The sequence below is a fragment of the Neorhizobium descurainiae genome (assembly GCF_051400715.1).
Taxonomy (GTDB): domain Bacteria; phylum Pseudomonadota; class Alphaproteobacteria; order Rhizobiales; family Rhizobiaceae; genus Neorhizobium.
In genome coordinates, this window is sequence record NZ_JBLFFK010000007.1 from 235,517 (window position 1) to 261,642 (window position 26,126).

General features: G+C 61.0%; 24 protein-coding genes and 1 pseudogene. 15 read left to right on the forward strand and 10 right to left on the reverse strand.

Annotated features, from left to right (window positions below; translation table 11 throughout):
- Nucleotides 1-38 precede the first annotated feature (38 nt).
- The 4 genes from ACMGE0_RS15095 to ACMGE0_RS15110 all read right to left on the reverse strand — a co-directional run bounded on the left by ACMGE0_RS15095 (nt 39) and on the right by ACMGE0_RS15110 (nt 3,744).
- Complete coding sequence (locus tag ACMGE0_RS15095; RefSeq protein ID WP_436816678.1) at nt 39-1,040, reverse strand: TRAP transporter substrate-binding protein; 1,002 nt, start codon at nt 1,038-1,040, stop codon at nt 39-41.
- 84 nt (nt 1,041-1,124) lie between these two features.
- Nucleotides 1,125-1,553, reverse strand: a complete 429-nt coding sequence (locus ACMGE0_RS15100) for a Rieske (2Fe-2S) protein (protein ID WP_436816679.1) — start codon at nt 1,551-1,553, stop codon at nt 1,125-1,127.
- The gene (locus ACMGE0_RS15105; RefSeq protein WP_436816680.1) at nt 1,540-2,643 is read right to left on the reverse strand and encodes an amidohydrolase family protein; all 1,104 of its coding nucleotides are present in this window, start codon (nt 2,641-2,643) and stop codon (nt 1,540-1,542) included. Before ACMGE0_RS15105 ends, ACMGE0_RS15100 begins: the two co-directional genes overlap by 14 nt.
- 15 nt (nt 2,644-2,658) lie before the next feature.
- Nucleotides 2,659-3,744 carry an amidohydrolase family protein gene (locus ACMGE0_RS15110; RefSeq protein WP_436816681.1) on the reverse strand — a complete coding sequence of 362 codons (1,086 nt, stop codon included), beginning with the start codon at nt 3,742-3,744 and terminating at the stop codon, nt 2,659-2,661.
- Nucleotides 3,745-3,931: 187 nt separating this feature from the next.
- Between ACMGE0_RS15110 and ACMGE0_RS15115 the strand changes: the two genes are divergently transcribed.
- On the forward strand, nt 3,932-4,696 hold the full coding sequence (locus ACMGE0_RS15115; protein ID WP_436816682.1) for an IclR family transcriptional regulator: 765 nt from the start codon (nt 3,932-3,934) through the stop codon (nt 4,694-4,696).
- A 404-nt stretch (nt 4,697-5,100) separates the two neighbouring features.
- A complete protein-coding gene (locus tag ACMGE0_RS15120; protein ID WP_436816683.1) occupies nt 5,101-6,633 on the forward strand; it encodes a tannase/feruloyl esterase family alpha/beta hydrolase in 1,533 nt (510 codons plus the stop codon).
- A gap of 243 nt (nt 6,634-6,876) precedes the next feature.
- On the opposite strand, the gene ACMGE0_RS15125 is transcribed toward ACMGE0_RS15120, so the two are convergent.
- Complete coding sequence (locus ACMGE0_RS15125) at nt 6,877-7,167, reverse strand: hypothetical protein (RefSeq protein ID WP_436816684.1); 291 nt, start codon at nt 7,165-7,167, stop codon at nt 6,877-6,879.
- Nucleotides 7,168-7,261: 94 nt separating this feature from the next.
- Nucleotides 7,262-7,522, reverse strand: a pseudogene (locus ACMGE0_RS15130) (usg protein).
- 277 nt (nt 7,523-7,799) lie between these two features.
- Here ACMGE0_RS15130 and groES point away from each other — a divergent pair.
- The 6 genes from groES (at nt 7,800) to ACMGE0_RS15160 (ending at nt 13,986) form a co-directional block, all read left to right on the forward strand.
- Nucleotides 7,800-8,114 carry a co-chaperone GroES gene (gene groES / locus ACMGE0_RS15135; RefSeq protein ID WP_436816685.1) on the forward strand — a complete coding sequence of 105 codons (315 nt, stop codon included), beginning with the start codon at nt 7,800-7,802 and terminating at the stop codon, nt 8,112-8,114.
- Nucleotides 8,115-8,169: 55 nt separating this feature from the next.
- Complete coding sequence (gene groL, locus ACMGE0_RS15140; protein WP_436816686.1) at nt 8,170-9,798, forward strand: chaperonin GroEL; 1,629 nt, start codon at nt 8,170-8,172, stop codon at nt 9,796-9,798.
- Between the two features lie 63 nt (nt 9,799-9,861).
- Entirely contained in the window at nt 9,862-10,095 is a 234-nt protein-coding gene (locus tag ACMGE0_RS15145) for a hypothetical protein (RefSeq protein ID WP_436816687.1), read from the forward strand.
- A gap of 59 nt (nt 10,096-10,154) precedes the next feature.
- Nucleotides 10,155-10,577, forward strand: a complete 423-nt coding sequence (locus ACMGE0_RS15150) for a hypothetical protein (RefSeq protein WP_436816688.1) — start codon at nt 10,155-10,157, stop codon at nt 10,575-10,577.
- 88 nt (nt 10,578-10,665) lie between these two features.
- Nucleotides 10,666-11,760 carry a glycosyltransferase family 4 protein gene (locus tag ACMGE0_RS15155; RefSeq protein WP_436816689.1) on the forward strand — a complete coding sequence of 365 codons (1,095 nt, stop codon included), beginning with the start codon at nt 10,666-10,668 and terminating at the stop codon, nt 11,758-11,760.
- A gap of 15 nt (nt 11,761-11,775) precedes the next feature.
- Nucleotides 11,776-13,986 (forward strand): amylo-alpha-1,6-glucosidase, encoded by a 2,211-nt coding sequence (locus ACMGE0_RS15160; protein WP_436816690.1) that lies wholly within the window; start codon nt 11,776-11,778, stop codon nt 13,984-13,986.
- 423 nt (nt 13,987-14,409) lie between these two features.
- Here ACMGE0_RS15160 and ACMGE0_RS15165 read toward each other — a convergent pair whose 3' ends face one another.
- From ACMGE0_RS15165 to ACMGE0_RS15180, 4 genes are read right to left on the reverse strand one after another with little or no spacing between them, the layout of a single operon-like run.
- Nucleotides 14,410-15,639 (reverse strand): mandelate racemase/muconate lactonizing enzyme family protein, encoded by a 1,230-nt coding sequence (locus ACMGE0_RS15165; RefSeq protein ID WP_436816691.1) that lies wholly within the window; start codon nt 15,637-15,639, stop codon nt 14,410-14,412.
- Between the two features lie 3 nt (nt 15,640-15,642).
- On the reverse strand, nt 15,643-16,533 hold the full coding sequence (locus ACMGE0_RS15170) for an ABC transporter permease (protein WP_436816692.1): 891 nt from the start codon (nt 16,531-16,533) through the stop codon (nt 15,643-15,645).
- 3 nt (nt 16,534-16,536) lie between these two features.
- Entirely contained in the window at nt 16,537-17,478 is a 942-nt protein-coding gene (locus tag ACMGE0_RS15175; protein ID WP_436816693.1) for an ABC transporter permease, read from the reverse strand.
- A 10-nt stretch (nt 17,479-17,488) separates the two neighbouring features.
- Nucleotides 17,489-18,229 (reverse strand): FadR/GntR family transcriptional regulator, encoded by a 741-nt coding sequence (locus ACMGE0_RS15180; protein ID WP_436816694.1) that lies wholly within the window; start codon nt 18,227-18,229, stop codon nt 17,489-17,491.
- A gap of 113 nt (nt 18,230-18,342) precedes the next feature.
- Here ACMGE0_RS15180 and ACMGE0_RS15185 point away from each other — a divergent pair, with 113 nt between their 5' ends.
- From ACMGE0_RS15185 to ACMGE0_RS15215, 7 genes are read left to right on the forward strand one after another with little or no spacing between them, the layout of a single operon-like run.
- A complete protein-coding gene (locus tag ACMGE0_RS15185; protein ID WP_436816695.1) occupies nt 18,343-19,887 on the forward strand; it encodes an ABC transporter substrate-binding protein in 1,545 nt (514 codons plus the stop codon).
- 4 nt (nt 19,888-19,891) lie between these two features.
- Nucleotides 19,892-20,905, forward strand: coding sequence for an ABC transporter ATP-binding protein (locus ACMGE0_RS15190; protein ID WP_436816740.1), 1,014 nt, complete (start codon nt 19,892-19,894; stop codon nt 20,903-20,905).
- The gene (locus tag ACMGE0_RS15195; RefSeq protein WP_436816696.1) at nt 20,892-21,923 is read left to right on the forward strand and encodes an ABC transporter ATP-binding protein; all 1,032 of its coding nucleotides are present in this window, start codon (nt 20,892-20,894) and stop codon (nt 21,921-21,923) included. Before ACMGE0_RS15190 ends, ACMGE0_RS15195 begins: the two co-directional genes overlap by 14 nt.
- Nucleotides 21,920-22,684, forward strand: coding sequence for an RraA family protein (locus tag ACMGE0_RS15200; RefSeq protein WP_436816697.1), 765 nt, complete (start codon nt 21,920-21,922; stop codon nt 22,682-22,684). Before ACMGE0_RS15195 ends, ACMGE0_RS15200 begins: the two co-directional genes overlap by 4 nt.
- A complete protein-coding gene (locus ACMGE0_RS15205) occupies nt 22,681-23,871 on the forward strand; it encodes an enolase C-terminal domain-like protein (RefSeq protein WP_436816698.1) in 1,191 nt (396 codons plus the stop codon). Before ACMGE0_RS15200 ends, ACMGE0_RS15205 begins: the two co-directional genes overlap by 4 nt.
- 34 nt (nt 23,872-23,905) lie before the next feature.
- Nucleotides 23,906-24,970 carry an AGE family epimerase/isomerase gene (locus ACMGE0_RS15210; protein ID WP_436816699.1) on the forward strand — a complete coding sequence of 355 codons (1,065 nt, stop codon included), beginning with the start codon at nt 23,906-23,908 and terminating at the stop codon, nt 24,968-24,970.
- A 9-nt stretch (nt 24,971-24,979) separates the two neighbouring features.
- Nucleotides 24,980-26,065, forward strand: coding sequence for an Ldh family oxidoreductase (locus ACMGE0_RS15215; RefSeq protein ID WP_436816700.1), 1,086 nt, complete (start codon nt 24,980-24,982; stop codon nt 26,063-26,065).
- Nucleotides 26,066-26,126 lie beyond the last annotated feature (61 nt).

The following is a 26,126-nucleotide window of genomic DNA, read 5'->3' on the forward strand; positions in this document are numbered from 1 at the left end:
CACGCCGCAGCGGGGTGGCCGCTGCGGCGATGGAAATGTCAGAACCCGTTGAAAACGAGGTCGTTGTCCTTTACGAATTTGATGAGGGCTGCGGCTTCCTCACCGCCGTTCTTGGTGGCTTGATCCCAGAGACCCTGATTGTAATACTGGTTGATCTCGGCAGCGGCCTTTTCGCCGAGGCGCTTGGTCGGCACACCTTCCTTGACCAATTCCGCCTCGTCGGCAGCGGCAATATCGGCAACCACTTTGTAACATTCATCCTCGAAGCGGCGGCCGGCGGCGAGCATCTTCTGCTGAAGCTCGGGCGACAGAGCATTCCACTTGTCGAGGTTCATCACCACCAGTGCCGTGCCCTGACCAAAAGTCGGGCGGATCTGGAACTTCGACACTTCGCCGATCTTGGCCGAAACGACGCCATGGACGGGAAAGGCAGTACCATCGATCAGGCCCTTTTCCATCGCGGTATAGACTTCGTTCACCGGAAGCTGCACCGGCGCGCCGCCAAGCGCACGGATCGTTCCGTCATAGGCGGGATTGCTGCGGATCTTCATGCCGGAAAGCGTGCCTTCGGCGCTGACATCGCTGCGCACCAAGAACTGGAAGCCTGTTGAGGGGCCTGCCGCGATGAGCTTCAGGTTCCGCTTCTGATAGGCCTTGTCGATCATATCCCAGAGACCGGAGGAGTGACGCCTCGTCGCATCCGCCACGACCGTGTCCATGATCTGGCCGATCACCGTGTCGCCGGCATGATAGGACGGATTGGTGTAGTGTAGGTCGAAGACGCCGCTCATCACTGGCTCGAGCTGTTCGAAGGGCGGCACGACGCCGTTGTCGAACTTTTGGACCTTAACCTCCCCGCCCGTATCATCCTCGATGATCTTCATCAGAAGATTGCCAACGGCGATATTACCGGCGCTCGTCTGGTTCCAGGGCATCAGCATGCGCAGCGTTTCAGTCTCCTGCGCGGCATTGCAGATCGATAGGGAAATAATCGCCGCGGTCGCGGCGCCCAATGCACTCCTCACCCAGTAACGAGACATGATTTCCTCCCTTGTCTCATCGATTGAAGCGGGGCTCTATCCCGCAGCATCCAGCATCGCCTCCTCTCGGCGGTTGCCGAACCGTTACATCTCCACGACGATGTAATTTTCCTCCACGGTCACGGGAAACGTCTCCGCCACGTAAGGCCCCTTCACCAGCGTCGCGCCCGGCTCCACCTTCACGCCGAACTGGCGCACATACATGGAGCCGGGATCGCACCAGGACTGGCCGGTGCGAATGTCGAATTCCCAGCCATGCCAGGGACATTTGAGGATTTCACCGTGACGGCTCGTCTCGATCTCGCCCGCGAGCTTTGCCTGCACGAGATGGGTGATGCGGCCGCGACAGAGTTCCGCGCCCTGATGGGGGCAGCGGTTGTGCAACGCGTAAAATTCGCCATCGACGTTGAAAATGCCGATCTGCCGGCCCTTCACCTGCCGGACCAAAGGCTTGCCGGGCTGGACCTCTTCCACCCTGGCGACCACATGCCGTTCCCGCTCACGCAAAGCCATAGAACTCCTTCGCATTGGCCGAGAAGATGCGGCGCTGGGTTTCCTTGTCGAGCGGGAACTTGAAGGCGTAACGCGGATCGTCCATGTCCCAATGCGGGTAGTCGGTCGCAAAGAGCAGCCGCTCGGCGCCGATCCAGTCGATGATATCGCCGACCTGGCTGGCGACCTCCGGTTCCTCTACCGGCTGGGTTGCGTACCAGACGTTCGAGCGCATGTATTCGGACGGTGGGCGCTTCACATGCGGCACTTCGCTGCGATTCTTCGCCCAGATCTTGTCGAGCCGCCAACCAAGCGGCGGCGCCCAGGCGAAGCCGCCTTCAACGACCGCGAATTTCAGCTTCGGGAAGTGCTCGAAGACGCCTTCCATGATCATGCTGATGATCGCCGTCTGCATCGTGTGAGCGTAGGAATGATGCTCCTCGATATAGAAGGACATCCAGCCGGCGCCCGAGGGCGTATATTGTCCATAACCGGAGGAATGGATGGTGACGGGCATGCCGATTCGCTCCGCCGCCTCATAGATCGGCCAGTATCTCGGCCTGCCGAGCGGTTCGGCGGAGCGTGCGTGCAGGGCGATCTGCGCAAACTGCGGATTGCCCGCATAGCGCTCGATCTCCACCACCGATGCGACCGCATCCTCCTGTGGCAAAAGTACGGAACCCTTGAGCCGCGGTTCGGGATCGAGCCAGTAGGCGATCTGCCATTCGTTGACCGCCGAACAGACGGCGTTCGCGAGGCCCGGATGCAACAGGTTGCCACCGCCGCCCGGCCCGAAGGGCTGCAGAATGCCGTACCGGATGCCATAGAAATCCAGGAGCTGCTCCTGCATCAGCTTGAGATCTGAGCCGGCCGGTCCAGTCTCCGGCATGGAATCCAGCCGGTTCTGCTGGACGCGCGGGATATGCATCATTCCCAGGAATGGCTGGGAACCGCGAGCTCCATAAGTCTCGACATGCTCCCGCCATTCCTTCGGGAGGAACTGGTAAAGGTCGGCTCTGGTCCTCGGATAGGGATGAATGTCGCAATCGATCAGTTCCACGCGCGTCTCCGCGCGGGGACTGGTTGCGAATATCTTTACGGCCTCGTTCATTTCGACCTCCCGATGTCACGCCTTCAGGCGGGGATAGGTTGCGAGCACGTTGTCGACCAGCATCTTTTTCAGCTGCTCTTGCGGCATGCCGTCGGGGACCACCGCGTCTCCGTCGAAATTCCAATGTGGGTAATCTGAAGAGAAGAGCAGCATGTCGGACGAGCCGAATTGCTGGACGACCTTGGCGACCGCCTCCGGCGGAGCATCGAATGGCTGCGTCGTCAGACGCACGTGATCGCGCATCATCTCGGCCGGGCTGCGGTCGACCCACGGCACCTCGTTGCGCACGCCGCGCCAGTCCTTCGAGAACCGCCACATGAAGGGCGGCATCCAGCTCACACCGGACTCGATCAGTACCACTTTCAATTCCGGATATTCAGCGAAAACGCCTTCCGAAATGAGGTTCGCGACTTGCGCGGTGAAGGCGGAGATATGGGCCGCATAATCCTCCGAAAAAGTGGAATAGAAACCGCTCTGCGAGGGCGGATTGCGGAACATGCTGCCGGCATGCAGGCCAATTGGCAGGCCGTGGCGCACCGCCGCTGTGAAAATCGGCTTATGGACCGCCCGGCCAATTGGAATTTCCGTCTGGACGGGAATGATGATCTGTACGAAACGACGATCCGCAGCCACACGATCGATCTCGGCCGCAGCCGCTTCCGGACGCCCCAGATTGACGACGATCGAGGCGCGCAGCCGCTCATCCTTTTGGAGCCACGCCTCTCGGATCCAGTCGTTATGCGCCCGGCAAAGCGCCTCGCCGAGAAATGGGTCGTGCATCATGCTGCCCGAGAAGACGGGGGTGAGGATCGCGGCCTTCAGCCTCCAGCGGTCGAGAACCTGTGCCTGCACGGTTTCGAGCGAAGCACCGGACTCGCCCTTCACGCCCCAATCGGGCCGGCGCATCAGCGGCGCATTCGGCGGAAAGGACGTCAGCTCCCGCATCAGGATGTCGCGATGCTTGGCCGTATCGGCCCAGTGCGCGTCGAAATAGGGCATCAGTTCGCGCGTATAGGGCGCGCGGGGATGCACGTCGCAATCGATCGCGCCGACGAGGGCCCCGATGCCGACCAATTTTGCCTTTTCGCAAGCTGCGTCCAACAGACTCCTCCTTCCTGATTGGTTGCCCATGGTGTATCTATATAGTCAACAGCTTCATTTTATTGGCATGTCTCCAAAAAAATTAGCAGAGGAATTGCCATCGTCAACTGTATTTCTCACCATTCTCTTGCAATTATTATGCATTTGTTGTTTATATAGAAACATTCTATATCGGAGAGGCAGAGTCATGCGCGCCGTGGAAAATGCCGTCAAGCTCGTCCACAAATTCGAGGAGCAGCCGGAATGGGGCGTGTCCGATCTCGCCCGTGCAACCGGTATGGACAAGGCGATGACCCACCGCATCTTGAAGACGCTGATGCGCGCCCAATGGGTAGAGCAGAACCTCGCCTCAAAGCTCTATAGCCTTGGCCCTGCCCTGAGGGATATCGCCGGCCTGCGGTATTCCCGCCTCGAAGTGCTGCAGGTCGCCGAACCGCACCTTGAAGATCTCGCCAGGCAGGTCAATGAAACGGTGCTTCTCTCCGCCCGCCACGACCTCTTCAACGTCGTCGAACTTGTGAAGGAATGCACGCGGGAAGTCCGGGTGGTGTCCGAAGTCGGCAGAAGGATTCCGCTCTATGCCGGCGCTGCGGGAAAGACGCTGCTCGCCTTCGACCACCCTTCGCTGCTCGAGCGGCTTTTCGATGGGGGCCTCAAGACCTATACCCCCAATACGATTGGTAATCTGGAAGGGCTCAAGGCAGAGCTGGCGGCAATCCGGCAGCGCGGCTGGGGCTTCGAGAACGAGGAATACTCACTCGGCGTCTCCGGCCTCGGCGCTCCCATCTGGAACAGCGCGGGATGCGTGACCGGCAGCATCGCCATACGCGCGCCATCGATGCGCATGTCGGCAAAGGAGGCTGCCGAGATCGCGCCTTTCCTGGTGAAAACGGCCGCGGAGATTTCGGCCCAACTCGGCTATACGGGTAAGCCGCTGCACAAATGGCCCTAACTGTTCACGCCATCATTGAGAGGTCCGAATAAGAGCCGTTCCAGGCACGCAGCCTTATCGACCAAGACAGCGACACCATGACGGTGGTGCTCTCGCTCAAAGGGAAAACTGCGTAGAGACAAGCGGCTGTCCCGGCTCACGTCGTCCGGCAATCGGCGGTGCTGCTCGCGCGGTTTGACCTATGACGGAACAGAGCAGTGGAATGGCTGCGATGAGTGCAGCCTAGCCTAAGCGCGCATTTTGCTTCCAGCAACCACATCAGCGATCGCCAGCCCCTACCAGCAACGCCGATGTTGGCAGGTGGTGACGGGTGACCCTGAAGCGGAAGATGGTGATTGACAGGGAGCCTGATCTTTGATGCGATCACGTTCCGCGTGGAGAGAGACGGGCCGGGAGGAAGTAGAATGAAAGCGTTTTTCGCAACATCCGTTTTGATCCTGCCGATCTTGTTCGGACAGAGCACATCTGCATCTGCGCAGGGATCTGAAGTCGGATGTGCTGGCTTGCGAGGCACACAGTTGCCGGGATCAGATCTGAAGATCAGTAGCACCGAATATATTCGTCAACTGCCGGCGTACTGTCTCGCAGAAGGGGATTTCGAGCGTCGAACCGGCGCTGATGGCAAACCGTATTCGATCGGCTTTTCCATTGCTTTACCCGACGCCTGGACCGGGCAACTCCTCGTCCAAGGGGGAGGCGGCCTCAACGGTGTCGTGCTGCCGCCTGTCGGCAACATCGCAGCCGGTGCTGGAAACGCGCTGTCCCGGGGCTTCGCGGTCATTTCCCATGATAGCGGCCATAAGGGCGAAGCCTGGGACAGTTCCTTTAAGGCGGACCAGATCGCCACTCTCAACTTTGCAGGTTGGTCTGTCGAAAAGGTCACCGCGGTCGGGAAAGCACTCGTCGCCCATTATTACGGCAAAGCCCCCCATCACTCCTACTTCGCGGGCTGCTCCACGGGCGGTCGTGAGGCGATGGCATCCGCTCAGAGATTTCCGCTCATGTTCGACGGCGTCATAGCCGGCGCTCCCGCCATGCGAACCGGCCGGTCGAACATGTCGCTTGCTGCAAAGAACGTCGCCATGAACCGGATCTCACCGGTCGGCAAAGAGGGCTCGCCCGACCGCTCGCTGGCATTCACGGACACGGACAGAAACCTCATTCTCAGCGGCCTCCTGAAAGCGTGTGACGCGCTCGACGGGATAGAGGACGGAATGATCGGCAATCCCGTCGCCTGTACGTTCGATCCGTCAACACTGGTCTGTAACGGCAGCAAAACCAGCGGCTGCTTGAGGCCGGATCAGGTTCGCGTCGTCATCGAAACCTTTTCTCCAACCAATGATGCGTCTGGTCGGCCCGCCTATCCGGCATTCCCTTACGATACCGGCGTGATGAGTGTCACCGATGCCATCCCCGGACTGATGCGCTTCGATGACAAACGCAATCGCCAGTTCAACAATCGCGCAACCAACTTCGACGTGGACGATGCGATTCAAAAGGCGGACATCGACGATCCTCAGCAACGGTTGATCAATGTCGACCAGTGGACCGATCTCAGCTCGTTTGCTTCCGAAGGCCGCAAGATCATCTTCTTTCATGGGATGAGTGACCCATGGTTTTCGGCAAACGACACGGTCGATTTCTTTGAGCGCATGAAAAAGGCCACCAAGACCAAGCTTCGGCCGGATGACTGGTCAAAGCTGTATCTTGTCCCTGGCATGGCACATTGCCGGGGTGGGCCTGCGGCACTCGATCAGTTCGACCTATTGAGCAAGCTCGTCGACTGGGTGGAGAATGGGAAGGCACCGGATCATGTGGTTGCTGCGGGAGCGGCGTTTCCGGGACGAACAAGGCGGCTTTGCCCTTATCCGTCACATGCGCATTACAAGGGCAACGGTGACCCGGATGACGGGGTTAACTTTGAGTGCCGCCCATAATCTGGGCGCGGGGGCAAGGCTCGCGCCGGGGCCCTGTCGCCACGGGGTCTGCCAGGCGCGACCGTATCCGTGCCATGGAGCTGGACACAGCTGAAGTTCGATCTCGATCTGAAGCGATCAGGATCCCGCCCGTGCCGGCGGGGCTGGAAAAAACGTCGGCCTCGGACGGCCTAGCGCAGCGGCCAGCGCTTGCTGGAACAGGCGATCAAACGATTGGCGAAGGAAGCGAGACGAGCGGCCTGATCAGTGGACAGCCATGCTCACCAAGGGGTAGGGATGCACAGCCTTGAACTGCGAGATCATCGCGCTTGCCTGTTGCAGAACGCGCTCGGCATTTCTGGGATCGTCGCGGGCAAGTTCGTCGGCATTGATGCGGATCGCTTCTGCCATATTGGCTGAAAGTGCGGCAAAGTGCCTGTTGCCTTCGACAAAGGCCTCACGTGCCGTACCCTCAAGGATGCGGGCGATGTCGACGAAGACCTCTTCCCGTTCCTCGATGCTGAGGTCTTTGATGCTGTCGATTTGCTCTTCCATATCGATCTCACTCTCAACAGACGTGCGATAGTGACCGAGCTGTTCAAGCCTCGGTCACCCAAGAGCTAGGAAGGGAAAAATCCGGATTCAAGTTTCAGTGCAGCTTGAACTCGCCCTCGACGCGGCGCCATTTGCTCGGCCGATGAGACGGTGGTGGGTACAGCGGACGGAATGCAGCGGCCCGTCGAGGCTCGTCTGCCAGAAATCGAGGAACCTGTGCATCGCAGGAAATGCGGGAGCCAGATCGTAGTCTTGCCAGACATCGGCCTGAAAAGTCGGGGATACGGTAGAGGATATGGGCGGTCGTGAGGCCATAGCCGCTGAGTTGACGTTCCAGATCCGACGAACACCGCACGCTTCATCTCCGTTCTATGACTGCGTGGTTGGCGCAAGTCCTGCGACCATCAATGAAGTCTGAACGGTGAAGATCGGTTTGTTGCTCCGTTACAGCCTTTTAGCAGTCGCCATGGGCGAGTGCTAATTTTTTCGTTTCGCTCTCTTGAAATCGAAAAATAGCCAAACCAGATCATTCGCGCAAAATGCTCGAAGAGAGGTTTTGCACCCGCCCGGACTGGTCATCCGGTCCGGTGAGGGGGAACAACGTCATCATTGTTTGTCCATTGGAGGAAAACATGTCGTTCCGACCGCTTCATGATCGCATTCTCGTCCGCCGGGTCGAATCCGAAGAAAAGACCAAAGGCGGTATCATCATCCCCGACACCGCCAAGGAAAAGCCGCAGGAAGGCGAGGTCATCGCCGTCGGTCCCGGCGCGCGCAACGACGCCGGCCAGATCCAGGCGCTCGACGTCAAGGTCGGCGATCGCATCCTGTTCGGCAAATGGTCAGGCACGGAGATCAAGATCGATGGCGAAGACCTGCTGATCATGAAGGAAAGCGACGTCATGGGCATCATCGAAGCCCAGGCCGAGCAGAAAAAGGCTGCCTGAGCAATCAACGCCACGAACCATCAGTCAGATAGCTGCCTATTGAGGAGTTAAAGAAATGGCTGCGAAAGAAGTCAAGTTCCACACCGATGCCCGTGAACGCATGCTGCGAGGGGTCGATGTGCTGGCCAATGCGGTAAAGGTCACCCTCGGCCCCAAGGGTCGCAACGTCGTGATCGACAAGTCCTTCGGCGCTCCGCGCATCACCAAGGACGGCGTATCGGTCGCCAAGGAAATCGAACTGGACGACAAGTTCGAGAACATGGGCGCCCAGATGCTGCGCGAAGTGGCATCGAAGACCAACGATCTCGCCGGCGACGGCACCACGACAGCGACGGTTCTTGCTCAGGCCATCATCAAGGAAGGCGCGAAAGCCGTCGCCTCCGGCATGAACCCGATGGACCTGAAGCGCGGCATCGACCTCGCCGTCGCCGAAGTCGTCAAGGAACTGAAGACCAACGCCCGCAAGATCACCAGCAATTCCGAAATCGCCCAGGTCGGCACCATTTCCGCCAATGGCGACACCGAGATCGGCCGTTATCTGGCGGAGGCGATGGAAAAGGTCGGCAATGAAGGCGTGATCACCGTCGAGGAAGCCAAGACCGCCGAGACCGAACTCGAAGTCGTTGAAGGCATGCAATTCGACCGCGGCTATCTCTCGCCCTACTTCGTCACCAATCAGGACAAGATGCGGGTCGAGCTCGATGAGCCCTATATCCTGATCCACGAGAAGAAGCTCTCGAACCTGCAGGCGATGCTGCCGGTGCTCGAAGCCGTCGTTCAGTCCGGCAAGCCGCTCCTCATCATCGCGGAGGATGTCGAAGGCGAGGCTCTTGCCACGCTCGTCGTCAACAAGCTGCGCGGCGGCCTCAAGATCGCTGCCGTCAAGGCTCCGGGCTTCGGCGACCGCCGCAAGGCCATGCTCGAAGACATCGCCATTCTGACGGGCGGCACGGTCATCTCCGAAGACCTCGGCATCAAGCTCGAAAACGTCACGCTGAACATGCTCGGTCGTGCCAAGAAGGTGGCGATTGAGAAGGAGAACACGACCATCATCGACGGCGTCGGCTCCAAGGCCGAGATCGATGGCCGCACGGCCCAGATCCGCGCCCAGATCGAGGAGACCACTTCCGACTACGACCGCGAAAAGCTGCAGGAGCGCCTGGCCAAGCTCGCCGGCGGCGTTGCCGTCATCCGCGTCGGCGGCTCGACGGAAGTCGAAGTGAAGGAGAAGAAGGACCGCGTTGACGATGCGCTGCATGCGACCCGTGCGGCGGTGGAGGAAGGCATTCTGCCGGGCGGTGGCGTCGCGCTGCTGCGGGCTGTGAAGGCTCTCGACAATCTCGCCGCCGCCAACCAGGACCAGAAGGTCGGCATCGAGATCGTGCGCCGGGCGATCGAAGCTCCGGTTCGTCAGATCGCTGAGAATGCCGGCGCTGAAGGCTCTGTCATCGTCGGCAAGCTGCGGGAGAAGGCAGATTTCTCCTACGGTTGGAATGCCCAGACGGGCGAGTTCGGCGACCTTTATGCCCAGGGCGTTATCGATCCGGCCAAGGTCGTGCGCACCGCGCTCCAGGATGCGGCCTCCGTCGCCGGTCTTCTGGTAACGACCGAAGCCATGATTGCCGAGAAGCCCAGGAAGGAGACCGCTCCGGCCATGCCCGCCGGCGCCGGCATGGACTTCTAAGGCGATCATTGCCGGAGGCCCGTCCTGTTTTCGCGGGGCGGGTCTTCTTGCATGGGGGTGACGATGGATCAAACAATGATCAAGAAATCGGAAGCGCCGCTCGACAACCGTGATCTTCAGATATGTCAGATGGTTTTTGACGAAGTCAGGGCGCAAACGAACATTGCCAAGAATTGCGAGGAGGCTGAGCGTATCGCCACGATCACGGTCGAGCTCTATCAGCAAGGGGTGCGCGATCCGGTCCACCTGAAGACTATGGTGGAAGTGGCACGCGGCCTGTTCGACAAGCCGCACTAAGAAGTGATTCCGGGCGGTTTTGGTTGCGCCCGTTGACATACGATCAATGGAGCCAGGAAATGGGAAAGGAAAGCGACAGCAATTTGTTACCGGAGCAAGCGACCTCGGCGATCAGCGCAGGACATCTGTTGCACCCGACGTCACATTTCGATCACCCGCGCGACGTGCTGATGGTCGAACACATCGGCAAGGAGGAAAAGCGGGCGATCCTGGCCTCATGGGCCTCCGATATATCGGCGATCGAATCCATGCCGGCCCTTCGGCAGTTTCCCGGGATGGAACACGCCGTTTCCTGTGACGAGATCCTTGCAGCTGTGAAGGCGCTGGACGGCGACAGCCAATCTGCGCCGGCGCGGAATCTCAACGCATTGCCGAATGCCCAGAGAACCCGTCGGCGCAGGTCGCAAGCACGTCGCATCGGCGGCTTCGGCCTGTGCGGCCGCTGGAAAGGAGAGCGCCACAGACGCCAGTTCGAAATCTAGGTTTCCCATCCGAGCCGCCGCGTGCCTCTCGAGGACGCGGACCTGATTTTTACCGACGACTCTTTGCTCATTCGAGGAGGTTTTGCCGATGAAGATCGCCCAGATCGCACCGCTAGCCGAAAGCGTTCCGCCGAAGCTCTATGGAGGAACCGAACGCATTGTTTCCTATCTCACCGAAGAACTTGTCGCCCAGGGCCATGACGTGACGCTCTTTGCCAGCGGCGATTCCGTCACCGACGCCAGGTTGGTGCCATGCTCCGACGTCGCCCTGAGGCTCAATCCCGCCGTCAGGGACCATCTGCCGCACCAGGTCGTGATGCTGGAGGAAATCCGCCGGCGGGCGCATGAGTTCGATGTCCTGCATTTCCATATCGATCTCCTGCACTTCCCGCTCGTTCGCGATTTTGCCGATCGCACAGTAACGACATTGCACGGCCGCCTCGACCTGCCGGACCTGCATCCCTTCTACCAGGCCTTCCTGGACATTCCGCTGGTCTCGATCTCCAACGACCAGCGCCGACCGATGCCGCCGGTCAACTGGTCGGGGACCGTCTATCATGGCCTGCCAAGAGATATCCTCCCCTTCACGGCGAAGCCGAAAGGCAACTATCTTGCCTTCCTCGGGCGCATTTCGCCTGAAAAACGTCCGGACCGCGCGATCGAGATCGCGGCGAAGGTCGGCATACCTTTGAAGATGGCCGCTAAGATCGATAGCGCTGACAAGGCCTATTGGGAGACGGTGATCGGACCAATGGTGAAGAGCCATCCTAATGTCGAATTCATCGGCGAGATCAACGAGCACCAGAAGGCGGACTTCCTGGGCAATGCCGGCGCTCTGCTGTTTCCGATCGATTGGCCGGAACCGTTCGGACTGGTGATGATCGAGGCGATGGCTTGCGGCACACCCGTCATCGCCTTCCGTTGTGGGTCCGTACCGGAGGTGATCGACAGCGGCGTTTCCGGCATCCTGGTCGAAAGCGTTGCCGAGGCGGTCGAAAATGTCGAATGGGCGTTTCGGCTTGACCGGCGCAAGGTGCGCGCCACGTTCGAGAAACGCTTTACCGCGGAACGGATGGCACGGGACTATCTCGACGTCTATCGCAACCTGCCGGGTACCCGCACCAAGGCGGCTCGGATCCGCCGGTCGAACGGCCAGGCGCTCGACCTCCAGGTGGTCGCCTAATCTTGAGGAGCAGCCATGTCGATCGCTTCTGCGGATAGCAACCCGGTTTCGGTGCCGGCAGGTCCGGACGTACCGATAGCGCAGTTCTTCATTCCAGCCGCCGCATCGCTGCAGGAGCGGCGGCCGCGCACCCTGAAGCACGGCGACACCTTCGCCGTCTTCGATCACAATGGCGATGCGCTTTCCGGGCCGGGTAGCCCGGAAGGCCTTTTTCATAGGGATACACGATACCTCTCCCATCTTTACCTGACCATCAACGGGAAGCGGCCGATGCTTTTGTCGTCGACGCTGCGCGACGATAACGCGACGCTCACCTGCGATCTCACCAATCCCGATCTCTTCGACGACAAGGGAAAGCTTATTCTGGAACATGACCTGATCCACCTGCGCAGGACCCGTTTTCTGTGGAAGGCAACCTGTCATGAGCGGCTGACCATTAAAAATTATGATGACCGACCGCGGCACATTCGCATTGAGATCGCATTCGAAGCCGATTTCGCCGATCTGTTCGAGGTTCGCGGCACTGCCAGGACAAGGAAAGGACGCCATCTTCCTGCCGTCATCGAGCAGGATTCCATCCTCCTCTCCTATATCGGTCTGGATAACCGGAAACGGTCGACGCGTCTTTCCCTCGACCCACAGCCGGACGAGCTCGGCAGCGATCATGTCATTTATGATCTCCATCTGGTGCCGCACGAAACCCGATCGCTATTCATCGGGATCGGCTGCGATCATGCCGAGGCCACAAAACCGAGCCATCGCGCCTTCTTCCTCGCTTTGCGCGACGCTCGTCACGCGCTACGGGCCTCGTCCTCGCGCGCGACTTCCATCGTTACCTCCAACGAGATCTTCAACGAAGCTGCCCGGCGCAGTGTCTCTGATCTCTACATGCTGATGACCGACAAGCCGGAAGGTCCCTATCCCTATGCGGGCATTCCCTGGTTCAGCACAGTGTTCGGCCGCGACGCCATCATCACCGCCTTGCAGACCCTCTGGCTCGATCCGGAGATCGCCCGCGGAGTTCTCGGCCATCTCGCAGCCAACCAGGCGGCGGAGGTGGACCCCACGTCGGATGCGGAGCCCGGGAAAATCCTGCACGAGGTCCGTTACGGAGAAATGGCCGAACTCGGCGAAGTTCCCTTCCGGCGCTACTACGGCAGCATCGATTCCACTCCGCTCTTCTTGATGCTGGCCGGCGAATATCTGAGACGGACTGGCGATCTTGCGACCATCGACCGTCTTCTGCCACATATTGAGGCGGGACTGACGTGGATCGACGAATATGGCGACCGCGACGGCGACGGCTTCGTCGAATATGGACGGCTGACGGAAGAGGGATTGGCCAACCAGGCATGGAAGGACAGCCACGACTCTGTCTTCCATGGCGACGGAACATTGGCCAGAGGACCCATCGCCATTGCCGAGGTGCAGGCCTATGTCTATGGCGCTTGGCAGGCCGCGGCGGAGATATTCCGGCGCCTCGACCGGCCGGAACGGGCCGCTAAAGTGCTGACGAAGGCGGAAGGCTTGCGCCGCGCGTTCGATGCGGCCTTTTTCGACGAGGAACTCGGCACTTACATACTGGCTCTGGACGGCGACAAGCGGCCTTGCCGGGTCCGCTCCTCGAATGCTGGCCATGCGCTCTTCACCGGCATTGCCTATCCCGACAGGGCGAAACGGGTCGTTCGTACGCTGATGAGCGCACCGTCCTTCTGCGGCTGGGGCATCCGCACCATCGCGTCGACGGAGGCGCGCTACAATCCGATGAGTTACCATAACGGTTCGGTCTGGCCGCATGACAATGCGCTGATCGCCAGCGGCCTTGCGCGATACGGCTTTCGCGCGGAAGCGGCGCGAATCTTCGAAGGGCTCTTTGCGGCTTCCACCTATATCGACCTGCGGCGGCTTCCCGAGCTCTTCTGCGGCCTCCCGCGCCAGCGCGCACAAGGGCCAACCTTCTACCCGGTCGCCTGTTCTCCGCAGGCCTGGGCCGCGGCGGCGCCGCTCTCGTTGCTACAGGCATGCCTTGGCTTCGATTTCGATCCAACTGGGTTGCAGATCAGCTTCAACGAACCGCAGCTTCCCTCATTCCTCGACGAGGTCATCTTACGGCACCTGCTGATCGGCGCCGGCTCGGCCGACATTGCCATACGCCGCTCCGGCCGCCAGTTCGTGGTCGACGTCATAGATCGCAAGGGCGATATCCGCGTTCTCACGACCGCGTAGCGTGCGCCTGCCCTGCTGAGGCAGGGCCACCACCAGCTCTGGCTATTCGTCCTACTCTCCTTGTCGGAGGACGGCAAGTCGACGATGCCGCCCAACCGGCCGGTCGGCGGATGCCGCCCTTTGGGCATGAAAGCCCCGTCGTTGTTGGTCCAGGCGCATGCCTCTGCAAGTTCAGCCTGTGTCGCGCCTGTTGCGATCACTTCGGCCACGAGCGTTTCGTCAAAGGGGGCAGGTCGGCGGCGACCTCCTGCGAAAGTCGTGAGCATGTTCGGTCGTCTCCCTGTCTTGAACGCATTCATCCGTCCCCCTATGGGATCGGAAAGTCCGGGAGACGCGGTCGCTCCTGACGCCCGGTGTGACTTAGCAGCGGGCGAGGGCTATCCTGATGGTACGCTTGCGCACGGCAGCATGCTCCCGGTAACACTAGTCGTTGATGGTCGTCGTGCGGCATTGCGCACCGTCCTTTCGAAGGAGCGCGGGTTGAAGCTCGGTCCCAAGCCCTAAGCCTTCCGCCGGATAAATGTAGCCGTTTTCCATCCGGGGCAATTCCGTCACCAGGTTCCGGTAATACCCTCCGAGAAAAATGCGGACGACCTCCTGTTTCAGGGCAAGGGGAGAAGCGATAGCCTGATGGATGCCGGCCAGGAGGACAACCGGTCCGGTCGCATCGTGCGGGGAGAATGGCCGGCCGAAGCTTCGGCAGAGAGCGGCGATATCCCTCGTTTCGCTGATGCCGCCGATCCAGCCGGCATCGAACATGACGATGTCGAGGGCCCGGCGCGGCAACATCTCGCGGAGCCAGTCTACAGTCGCGTAGGCTTCCGCTCCGACCACATGCCCCCGAACATGTTCTCGGAAGGTTTCGAGATCACCGAGATTGTGCATCTGCACGGCGTCTTCATGCCATGCCACGTCTAGGTCGTTGAGCGCCCCGGCGATCTTGAGAGCCCCGGACAACTGCCACCGGGTGTGGTAGTCCACGTAGATGTCTATGCGATTGCCGACCGCCTTGCGGATCTTCTCGACTGATTTCACGCCCTGATTGAGGTCCGCCAGGGAAATGTCATAGCCGCGGGTTTTATCGGCGAATGGGTCGAAGGGCGAATATTTCATCGCCGTAAAGCCTTCCGCCAGCAGTTCCTCAGCAAGCTCTCCGGGCTCTTCGAGATTGTCGCCTTTCACCCCGTTGCTGCCGCCTTGAATGTTAGCCGTGCCCTCGGCTCCGGGCACGTAGTGCATCAGGCGGCGCGCCACGCTGTCGCGACCGGGCCGAATACAGGTGTTGTAGACTGGCACGCGGTCCCGGCACGCTCCTCCGAGAAGCTGGTAGAGCGGTTGCCCAAGCGCTTTTCCCATGATGTCCCAGAGCGCGATGTCGACCGCGGAAACGGACTGCAATTCGATCGAGCGCGTCGGAAATCCCTGCATGCGGTTGTCGAGTCGCGTGCGCATGTCCGAGGCCAGTCCGTTGATGGCCAGCGGATCGCGGCCCAGCAGCAGCGGCGCCAAGGCATCGTGAGTGTAAGCGGCCACGCCTGCGGCATTCCGGAAGGTCTCGCCGAGACCGATCAGGCCCGCGTCGGTGTGAAGCCGTACCCAGCACAGATTGTAAAACGGCGGGATCTGGACGGTTTCGACAGCAGTGATCTTCACGTGTCAATCCTTAAGGCGGCTATCGAGAGAGTCACGGAGGGCGTCACCCAAGAAATTCAACGCTAGGACGGTCAGGAAAATCGCGGCGCCGGGGAAGACGCCCATCCACCATGCATCCCAATATTGCATCGAGACGGACAGCATTGATCCCCAGGTGGGAGTGGGTGGTTGGACCCCCAGACCAAGGAAGGAGAGCGCGCTTTCGGTGATGAGCGCGGTCGAAGCCTTCAAGGAAGCATAGACGATCACGTTGCCGCGAACGCTTGGCCAGATATGCCGCCAGATAATGCGTGCATCGGAAAGACCGCTGGCGCGGGCGGCCTGAACGAATTCCACGCCGCGCAACGTGAGCACCTGGCCGCGCACCAATCGGGCGAAGCCGGGGACATTGACGATGGCAATCGCGATGATCGCGTTGCTGAGATCAGGCCCGAGGGTCGCAACGATCGCCAGGGCCAGTACCAGCATCGGGAAGGCAAGCAGGCCATCCATGATGCGCATGACGACGTCGTCCAGCCAGCCGCCGTAGTAGCCCGTGATCAGCCCGATGGTGACGCCGAGCGATAAGGCGATGATGATCGAGATGGCCATGACCTGCAGCGAAGCATTCGCCCCAAAGATGATCCGGGAGAGAATGTCGCGACCCAGCTCATCCGTGCCGAGCCAATACTGGAAATTTGGCGGCTGAAGGATGGCGTCGTAGTCGATCGTCGTCGGACTGTAAGGGCTGATCCAGGGTGCGGCAAGGGCGGCAAGCAGGAAGATGCCGAGGACGATGATGCCGGCGCGGCCCAATGAATGGCGCCAGATCTTGGCCAGGGCAATCCCGGCGGGGCTGCGCTCACGGGCGGGCGGAGCCTGAAATGCCGCCGAGGAAGAGGTTTCAATCTGCATCTGTCAAAGCCTCACGCGCCGGTCGACGAGGGTATAGCTCAAGTCAGTGACGAGATTGACGAGCAGAACGCCGAGCACCACGACGAGAATGGCTCCCTGGACCACCGGAAAGTCGCGCTCGAAAATGCCGTCCACGATCATGCGGCCGAGACCCGGGAGCGAAAACACCGTCTCAGTCACCACCGCACCACCGATCAGCGCGCCCATCTGCAGGCCTACGACCGTGATGACGGGAATGAGTGAATTGCGCAGGGCATGGCCGAGGATCACCCGGACTTCGCCCGCACCCTTTGCGCGCGCCGTACGGACATAATCCTGCGACAGCACCTGAAGCATCGCGGTGCGGGTCTGCCGCATGACGAGAGCCGCCTGGGCCGTCCCGATGGTGATGACCGGCATGATCATCAGCTTTAGGTTCATGACCGGATCCGAAAAGAAGGGGACGTAGCCGGATGGCGGAAGCCATCTGAGATGGATCGAAAGGATCATGATCAGAAGGATGCCCACCCAGAAATAGGGGATGGCCATGCTGGACAGGGAGAGTGCGCTGACCAGGCTGTCGATCCAGGAATTTCTCTTCAGAGCCGCGACGATGCCGAGCGGAATGCCGAGCACCAGCGAAAGAACAACGGCGAGAAGACCGAGCTCCAGCGTCACCGGCACGCGCGAGGCAAGCATTTCTGCCACTGGTTCGCGGGTGCGGAGCGACCGTCCGAGATCGCCTGAAGAGGCGCGAACGAGCCAGCGGCCGTACTGGATCAGAACGGGCTGATCCAGTCCGAGCTCGACCCGCAGCGCGGCGCGATCCTGCGGGCTCGCATCCTCTCCGAGGATTGCCGTCGTCGGATCGCCGGGCAGCATCATCGACGTAGAGAACACCACGACACTCATGACCAGAAGAACCGGAACGAGCTGCAGAAGTCGGCGGATAAGAAACGATATCATCGTAGGTTTCCTATCCGGCGTCGCGCGCTTCGCCGGCTTCCCGACTGAGGACCGCGACGATCGCCGGCTCGGTGGCGTCGAAATGGCGCTGCATGGCGGCGAAGGCCGCTTCGGGGTCGCGGGCGGTGACGGCGGTCATGATGTCGACGTGGCGGCGGAAGGTCTCGTCGGGATCGCGTACGTGACGCTGAGCGTGGAGGCGGCGCATGCTTTCCTCGATCGGTCCTCCCAATGCCTCGAAGAGCCGCGTCATCAGCACGTTGCGGCTCGCTTTCACGAGTATCATGTGAAAGGCGGCGTTCGCAGGGATCCAGACTTCCGAATTCCTGCGGTTTTCGCTGAGGATATCAACCTGCCGGCGAAGGTCGTCCAGCTCCGTCTCGGTGATATGGCGCGCCGCGAGAGAAACTGTGTGGGTTTCCAGGGCCCGACGCAGCTCCACGACCTCGCGCAATCCGTTGGCGGAGGTTCGCACGGCAAACTGGAAGTATTGTGCCAGCGGTTCGGATCCCTGCTCGCGGATGGTGGTCGATTTGCCGTGCCGTATGTCGACCACGCCCATCTCGCCGAGCCGTTGCAGGGCCTCACGGACGACAGCCTTGCTGACGGCAAAGCGGCGGGCGAGTTCTGCCTCGGCCGGCAGCTCGTCGCCCGGCTTCAGGCTGCCGTTGCATATCCACTCCGCCATATGCTGCACGACGGCGTCCGACAGGCGAGGGCGCGCGAGATTTTCAACCTTGACGTCAAACATGTTTTCTCCTTGTCGCAAACATATTCGATCAGTTGATATCTGGTGTCAAGTTGACATTTATCCAAACAGCGTTTATTGGCATCGGAAGTCGGTTTGCTCAGGGGAGGAAAAGCATGCTCGGCAAGTTCGTAATCGCGCTCGGCGTGGCCGCGGCGCTCATGTCTTCGGCAAGTGGCGTTGCCGCACAACAAAAACCGCACAGGGGAGGGGTTCTGACTGCCGCGATGGATCTCGAGCCGGCGACGCTGGATCCCGCCTTCGGCAATGCGCCCGGCAAGGATCGCTCCGTCTACATGCAGATTTTCGAGAATCTGTACTATCAGGCGGCAGATGGGACACTGACGCCCCAACTGGCCGAAAGCTGGGTGCTGGCGGAAGACGGCAAGTCCATCGTCTTCAAATTGCGGAAGGGCATTACCTTTCACGACGGAACGCCATTCGACGCGAAGGCGGTGAAGTTCAACTTCGACAGGATCGTCAACCCCGACGTGAAGGCGCGGGCACGCCAATTCGTCGTCGATATGGTGTCCACGGATATCATCGATGACTCCACCGTGCGCGTCAATTTCCGGGCGCCTTCCGGTGCCGTGCTTGCTGGTCTGGCGAACGAAGCCGGAATGATCGTTTCTCCGACGGCGCTTCAGGCAAATCCGGATGGTTTTGCACGCAATCCGGTCGGCACGGGACCGTTCCGCTTCGTCAGCTGGCGCGGCGGCGACCGGATCACCGTCGAGCGCTTCAAGGATTATTGGGGCAAGGCGCCGGATGGCGATCAGCTGCCTTATCTCGATGGCGTCGTGACCCGCTTCATCGCCAACTCGGCGGTCAAGATCGTCGAGGTCCGCTCCGGCAACGTTCAGCTCGGGGACACGATCCTCGACAAGGACTATGCGCAAATCGAAAGCGATCCCAACGTCGACGTCTTTCCGAACCATGTCGGTACGGCGCAATTCAGCTCCTTCAATCTCACCCGTCCTCCGTTCAACAACATCGAGTTGCGTAAGGCTGTCGCCTACGGCATCAACCGCGAGGTGATTTCGCGCGTCGTGACGGGTGGAACGGGGGTCGTGACGGCGACGTTCGAGCCTCCCTCGTCATGGGCCAGCGATCCGAACCTGAAGCCTCACGCCTATAATCCGGAACTCGCCCGGAAGCATTACGCAGCCTCCGGGCATAAAGGCGCGATCACGCTCAGTGTCATCCAGCGTGACCCCGATACCCGCATTGCGCAGATCATCCAGTCGCAGCTCGCCGAAGTCGGCATCAAGCTCAACATCGAGACGCTCGAGCGCCAGGCTTGGCTCGACAAGGTCCTGAGCTACAATTACGACATGGCCTTGCAGCGGGCGAACACGCCGCGTGTCGATCCCGACATGAGCTTCAGCACCTATTACAGCCGCAATGCCGGATCGAATTACCCGGGCGTGCGCGACGAGGCGATCTTCAACGCGGTCGACAAGGCCCGTTCGATGAACGACCAGAAGGAGCGGGCGAAGGTCTACAGCGATATCCAGCGCATGCTGCTCGATAACTACTACCAGACCTACTTCTTTTTCCGGAGCAACGTCGACATCATCCGCACCGAAGTGCACGATGTCGGTCGCGATTTCAGCGGGCAATGGTTCTTCACCCAGGCCTGGCTCGAAAAGGCAGATTGACGTGCTGTCGTCCGACAAGTCGCCTCCGCTGCTCGACGTGCAGGATCTGACGGTAGCCTTTCCCCAGCCGGGCGGTCATGTCCGGCCGGTGGACGGGGTGAGTTTCAGCATTGGCCATGGCGAGACGATCGCCATGGTTGGGGAATCGGGATCTGGAAAGTCGGTGACCAGCCTGGCGATCATGGGGCTGCTGCCGCCCCATGCCGAAATCACCGGCAAGGTTCTATGGCGAAATGGCGATAGGACACAGGATCTGACGCGGCTCAGCGCCCGCGCCATGCGGGGCATCCGGGGCAATGAGATCGCCATGATCTTCCAGGAACCGATGGCATCGCTCAATCCCCTGCATTCGGTAGGACAGCAGATCATGGAGGCGATCCGCCTCCATCGCCACGCCTCCCGTGCCGAGGCACGGCAGCTTGCGCAATCCCTTCTTGAACTGGTGGGTCTGCCGGAACCTGCCCATCAGATCAACCGCTGGCCTCATGAAATGTCGGGAGGCCAGCGGCAGCGCGTCATGATCGCCATGGCTCTGGCCTGCCGGCCCGCCCTGCTGATCGCCGACGAGCCGACCACCGCGCTTGACGTCACGATCCAGGCGCAGATCCTGGACCTGCTTCGCCGTCTTCAGGCGGAGCTTGACATGTCCATGCTGTTCATCACCCATGACCTTGGCGTGGTCGCGGAGATCGCCGACCGCATGTCGGTCATCTATGCCGGCCGGATCGTGGAAAGCGGTCCGGTCGCGGATATCCTCGCCCGACCGGCCCATCCCTATACGCAGGGTCTGCTCCGCTCCGTGCCGTCCGTCAATGGATCGGCGCGGAGGCTGGAAGCAATTCCGGGGATGGTGCCCGATCTCGCGCAGCTTCCAACCGGCTGCCGTTTCGCACCCCGTTGCCGCTACGCCATAGCGGAGTGCCGCGGGTGTCAGGATCCGGCATTGGAATTCCTAAAGGATCGAGCGGTTCGCTGCATCCGCTGGCATGACTTGGAGCCCATCGATGTCCTTGGCTGAACCGGCTGCGACGACCTCATCTTCCGACCTCTTGGTTGAGGCGCGGCATCTGCGCAAATGGTTCCCGATTCGGGAAGGGGTGCTTCAGCGCGTCACAGGCTATGTGAAGGCGGTCGAGGACGTCTCGTTCTCCATTCGCCGCGGCGAGGTTCTGGCCGTGGTCGGCGAAAGCGGCTCGGGCAAATCCACGCTGGGCCGACTGATCCTGCGTCTTCTCGAGCCGACCGAAGGCGAGGTGAGGCTCGCCGGTGTCGATCTCATGCAGCTCAGGCATGCCGAACTGCGAGCGTTCCGCCGGCGCATGCAGATCATATTTCAGGATCCGTTCTCGTCGCTCAACCCGCATATGCGCATCGGTGATGCGCTGCAGGAGGTTCTTTCGGTTCAGGGGATCGGGCGAAATGCGGGCGAGCGGCGGGAGCGCATTTCCGCATTGCTCGAACAGGTGGGCCTCCGCCCGGCGGCGGCGCAGCGGTTTCCGCATGAGTTTTCGGGAGGACAGAGGCAGCGCATCGGGATCGCGCGGGCTCTCGCGGTAGAGCCTGATTTCATCGTCGCCGACGAGCCGGTGTCGGCGCTCGACGTTTCGATCCAGGCGCAAGTCGTCAATCTGCTGCAGGATCTGAAAGACAGCCTCGGCCTGACCGTCATGTTCATTTCCCATGATCTCGGCGTGGTGCGCCACATCGCCGACCGGGTGGCGGTGCTCTATCTCGGACGTCTCATGGAAATCGGGCCTGCTGCGGAGATCTTCGAGAAGCCACTGCATCCCTACACGGACGCGCTGCTCGCCGCCGCTCCAGATCCGCGTCGCGGCCTGCGCAAGGACCGGCTCCTCCTGAAGGGCGATATTCCGTCCCCGGTCAAGCCACCCTCCGGATGCGTCTTCCGTACCCGTTGTCCCCACGTGCTTCCAGCCTGTGCCGAGACCATACCGACCCTGCGTCAAGTCGGACCGACACGTCAGAAAGCCTGCATTCGGGACGATGTTCTCCATACAGCCAGAGGTTTGCAATGAACTCGACAACTCCATCCGATACGCCCTTGACCGAGGAAGTCCGCGACAAACTTCGCAATGTCACCACGGCAACGCTCACGACCCTGCTGCTGCGGCGTGGTTTCACGAACACCTTCATGAAGGAGGTCCGCCCGGTAGCAGCCGGGAAACGTCAGATGGTGGGCGAGGCCTATACGCTGCGGCTGGTGCCCTATCGGGAAGACCTCGGCAATATCTTCAGCCGCGACAATCGGCGCGACATCCAGCGCGTCACTGTCGAGACGATGCCGGAAGGTCATGTGCTGGTCATCGACTCCCGAGGCGATGCCGGTGCCGCGTCCTGTGGGGAGATTCTCGTCATGCGCATGATGGTGCGCGGCGTGGAAGGCATCGTCACGGACGGCGGATTTCGCGACAGCCCGAGCATAGGCATGCTCGATATTCCCACTTACCAGAAAATGCCGGCGGCACCTCCAATCATGGTAAGGCACCATCCCGTCGAGGCCAATTGCGCGATCGCATGCGGCGGCCTCACTGTGTTTCCAGGTGACATTGTCGTCGGCGATCAGGAGGGCGTGGTGGTGATTCCCCGGGCGCTGGCTGCCGAGATTGCCGACGAGGCGGTCAAGAAAGAGGACGTTGAGGAATTCATCGCCCTGTGCGTTCTCGCCGGTGAACCGATCAACGATATCTACCCGCCCACGCCGCCTCTTCTGGAGCGACATGCCGAATGGGTACGCAACGGGCGCAAGACCAACGCCGTGGAGAGGATGCAAGCATGAAGATCGTCGATCTCCGAGCCCGCTGTGTGGCGATACCGCTATCCGCGCAACTGCGCAGCAACACCGGCGTTCATCCCGGCTATTTCATGCGGACGGTGCTAGAACTCATCACGGACGAGGGCATAGTCGGCTTGGGCGAAGTGGGCGGCGGCGACCAGCGCGGGGCTCTCGAAAAGCTGAAAAGCCGTCTGATTGGCCTCGACCCCTTCCACACGGAACTCATCAAGGCGAAAATCCTGCGCAACACCTATTTCCAGTCGAACGCGCGTATATATGCGGCCATCGAGATCGCCTGCCTCGACATTCAGGGCAAGGCGCTTGGCCGCCCGATGCACGATCTTCTCGGCGGGCGCATCCGCGACAGCGTCTCCTTCATCGGTTATCTGTTCTGGCGCTACGACAAGCCGGGCGGCGGAGACGACGATAGGGCCGAACACGTGGCCGAACACTGCGAGGAACTCGCAGAGACGCTCGGCGTCCGCGCCATGAAACTCAAGGCGGGCGTTATGGAGCCGCGGGAGGAGGCGCGTGTGCTGGAACTTTGCCGCGACCGCCTCGGACCCGAATTCGGCCTTCGTATCGATCCGAACGGCACCTGGTCGATCGCGACCGCCGTGCAGATCGGCAAGCGCCTGGAAAGCCTCGATATCGAATATTTCGAGGATCCGTCCTGGGGCATCGAAGGCAATGCCGCCGTGCGCTCGCGCGTGCGGGTGCCCATTGCGACCAACATGTATCCGGCCCGCTTCGACGATCTTGGACCCGGTATCCGGCTCGGTGCAGCGGACGTGATCCTCACTGACCTGCACTACTGGGAAGGACCGCGCGGTGTGAAGGATCTGTGCGCAGTGTGCCGCAGCTTCGGCATAGGCGTTGCGATGCACAGCGGCTCGGAATTCGGCATCGAACTGGCCGCCATGATCCATACTGCGGCGACGGTGCCGGAGATGATCTATGCGGGCGATGCTCACTATCACTATCTGACCGACGACATCATCGCAGGCGGCCCCCTGCGCTATGTCGACGGCGCTATTGGCGTGCCCACGGGACCCGGCCTCGGCGTCGAGCTCGACCCCGAAAAAATGGACAAGTACGAGCGGTATTTCGAGGAGAAGGGCGATTACTATGCACGGTTCCGTACCGATCCGAGACGCCCGGACTGGCACCCTGTCATCGGTGGGCGGTGACATCCGGCGCCTCCGCCGCTGGACGCTCGACCTATTGCTGCCATTCTTCGTGGAAAAAGGCTTGTCTTCCTGCGGCGCCTTTGTGGAGGAGTTCGATCTTGGCGGGCGTCCTCTGCCGAACGAGATGTTCCACACCCGCGTACAGGCGCGACAAATCTACGTCTTTGCCCATTGCGCTCTTCTGGTAGGGGAAAGACGCTACGCCGAGATCGCACTTGCCGGTTTCGAATGGATGGCGAGCCGTCTCTGGAGCCGTTCCGCCGGAGGATGGATGCATGCGGCCACGGCCGGCGGCGAAGTGATGGATGAACGATGCGATGCCTATGATCAGGCATTTGCGCTGCTCGCGCTGGCCTATCTGCGGCGCCTCGGGATGGCGGATGCGGACCTGTGGATCGAAAGGACACTGGAAGCACTCGACCGGCGGCTCAAGGATACCAGGCATGGCGGATACCACGAACTAGCACCGGTCGATGCCGCCAACCGATTCCGGCGGCAGAACCCCCACATGCATCTCCTCGAAGCCTTTCTGGCTTTGGAGCAGGCAGGCTGGGCAGGCGATGCGCGGGATCGCGCAATGGAGATTGTCGTCCTCTTTTCCGCGCTCGCCAACCGGGATGGTGCGATGGGGGAGTATTTTCTGACGGATTGGAGCCTTCCTCCCCACGAAAGAGATGTGCGGCAGCCGGGGCATCAGTTCGAATGGGCCTGGCTGCTCGACGTTCACGAAGCACATTCTTCGCTGTCACACCGTCTTGCGTCGTTTGGCTGGCATTACGGGATCGAGCGAGATCCATCGTATCCTCATGGGCTCTTCGAAGAAGTAACGCCGGACGGTAGGGTAAAAATCGCCAGCAAGCTGTTGTGGCCCCAGACCGAGGCCATACGGTATCATGCGCGGCGCGCACGTATGGGAGACGAAGAAGCCGCGGCGCGGGCAAACCGTCTTGCCGGCACCATTCTTGCCTGGTTCGCCATGAGCGGCGGGCCTCTGTGGTACAATCAGATCGATCGATCAGGAAAGCCGCTTGTGCGGAGCGTGCCTTCGCGTGTCCTGTACCACATCGTCACCTGCACAGCCGATGCTGCGATGGCATAAGGAAAAACCATGGCCGACGAACGTCTTGAGCCGGAATGGCTCGTTCCTCTCGACCAGGCGCGCGATCTGGCGCGCTCCATTCTCGCTGCCGCCGGGGCTTCAGCCGAGCATGCGGCAATTGTTGCGGAGCATCTGGTGGAGGCTGAGATGACCGGCCATTCCTCTCACGGTCTCCGGCTCTTGCCCATGTATCTGCGGCGCCTGGCCCAGGGGGAGGTTTCCGGCACCGCCGCTCCGGCTGTCGTCCAAGACAGCGGGAACATCGTCTTCGTGAATGGCAACCGGGCTTTTGGCCAGGTGGCGGGGGAGTTCTGTGCGCGTCTTGGCGCCGAGCGTGCCGGCGTGGAGGGAATTTGTGCCGTGGCGCTCGACAATTCCGGCCACCTCGGGCGGAATGGTCGATGGGCCGAGATCGCCGCCGATTTGGACGTCATCTCACTGCATTTCGCCCATGGCACGGGCGGAAAACCCAATGTCGTACCCTATGGCGCCGCCGAACCCCGTCTGCGTTCCTGTCCAGTGGCGATGGGCGCGCCGGCAAGCGGGGGCGAGCACGTCATCCTCGATTTCTCCGTCGCGGAGCTTTCCGGCAATTCGGTGCAGCTTGCCTACGAGGAAGGCCGCCGGCTCGATCGCGACAGCATCATCCGGCGCGACGGAAGCAGCACCGACGATCCGGCCGTCTTCGTCAAAGGGGAGGGGGCGATTGCCGCTTTCGGAGGCTACAAGGGGTATGGGATCGCCGTATTCGCGGAACTCCTGGGATCGCTCCTGCCCCGCCGAGGGGAACCGAGCCTGAATACGAACAGCATGTTCTCGATCTATATCCATGCCGACGGGACGCGTACGGGGTTTCAGGACGCGGCCTATGCATTTGCGGACGAGATCCGCTCGGCTGCCGCGAGGGCCGAAGGCGGTATCGTCACCGTGCCCGGCGACCGCGCGCGCCTCCGGCGCGCAGAGGCGTCCAGAAAAGGGTCGATCAGTGCGTCCTCGATCCTCATCAGAACCCTTCGCGACGCGGCGCTGCAGTCGGGGGTGGGAACTCAAATACTCGACGGGTGGCGGATTTTAGGAAACGATCGGATGCAATGACGACGGCGCTTCCGTCAGAAAGATCGCGAGCGATTTCCGTCGATGCGATCCCTCTTCGCGC

Coding starts and splice junctions, on each gene's coding strand:
- ACMGE0_RS15095 (WP_436816678.1), bottom strand. CDS start 1,040: ATGTCTCGTTACTGGGTGAGGAGTGCATTGGGCGCCGCGACCGCGGCG.
- ACMGE0_RS15100 (WP_436816679.1), bottom strand. CDS start 1,553: ATGGCTTTGCGTGAGCGGGAACGGCATGTGGTCGCCAGGGTGGAAGAG.
- ACMGE0_RS15105 (WP_436816680.1), bottom strand. CDS start 2,643: ATGAACGAGGCCGTAAAGATATTCGCAACCAGTCCCCGCGCGGAGACG.
- ACMGE0_RS15115 (WP_436816682.1), top strand. CDS start 3,932: ATGCGCGCCGTGGAAAATGCCGTCAAGCTCGTCCACAAATTCGAGGAG.
- ACMGE0_RS15120 (WP_436816683.1), top strand. CDS start 5,101: ATGAAAGCGTTTTTCGCAACATCCGTTTTGATCCTGCCGATCTTGTTC.
- ACMGE0_RS15125 (WP_436816684.1), bottom strand. CDS start 7,167: ATGGAAGAGCAAATCGACAGCATCAAAGACCTCAGCATCGAGGAACGG.
- groES (WP_436816685.1), top strand. CDS start 7,800: ATGTCGTTCCGACCGCTTCATGATCGCATTCTCGTCCGCCGGGTCGAA.
- groL (WP_436816686.1), top strand. CDS start 8,170: ATGGCTGCGAAAGAAGTCAAGTTCCACACCGATGCCCGTGAACGCATG.
- ACMGE0_RS15145 (WP_436816687.1), top strand. CDS start 9,862: ATGGATCAAACAATGATCAAGAAATCGGAAGCGCCGCTCGACAACCGT.
- ACMGE0_RS15150 (WP_436816688.1), top strand. CDS start 10,155: ATGGGAAAGGAAAGCGACAGCAATTTGTTACCGGAGCAAGCGACCTCG.
- ACMGE0_RS15155 (WP_436816689.1), top strand. CDS start 10,666: ATGAAGATCGCCCAGATCGCACCGCTAGCCGAAAGCGTTCCGCCGAAG.
- ACMGE0_RS15160 (WP_436816690.1), top strand. CDS start 11,776: ATGTCGATCGCTTCTGCGGATAGCAACCCGGTTTCGGTGCCGGCAGGT.
- ACMGE0_RS15170 (WP_436816692.1), bottom strand. CDS start 16,533: ATGCAGATTGAAACCTCTTCCTCGGCGGCATTTCAGGCTCCGCCCGCC.
- ACMGE0_RS15175 (WP_436816693.1), bottom strand. CDS start 17,478: ATGATATCGTTTCTTATCCGCCGACTTCTGCAGCTCGTTCCGGTTCTT.
- ACMGE0_RS15180 (WP_436816694.1), bottom strand. CDS start 18,229: ATGTTTGACGTCAAGGTTGAAAATCTCGCGCGCCCTCGCCTGTCGGAC.
- ACMGE0_RS15185 (WP_436816695.1), top strand. CDS start 18,343: ATGCTCGGCAAGTTCGTAATCGCGCTCGGCGTGGCCGCGGCGCTCATG.
- ACMGE0_RS15195 (WP_436816696.1), top strand. CDS start 20,892: ATGTCCTTGGCTGAACCGGCTGCGACGACCTCATCTTCCGACCTCTTG.
- ACMGE0_RS15200 (WP_436816697.1), top strand. CDS start 21,920: ATGAACTCGACAACTCCATCCGATACGCCCTTGACCGAGGAAGTCCGC.
- ACMGE0_RS15205 (WP_436816698.1), top strand. CDS start 22,681: ATGAAGATCGTCGATCTCCGAGCCCGCTGTGTGGCGATACCGCTATCC.
- ACMGE0_RS15215 (WP_436816700.1), top strand. CDS start 24,980: ATGGCCGACGAACGTCTTGAGCCGGAATGGCTCGTTCCTCTCGACCAG.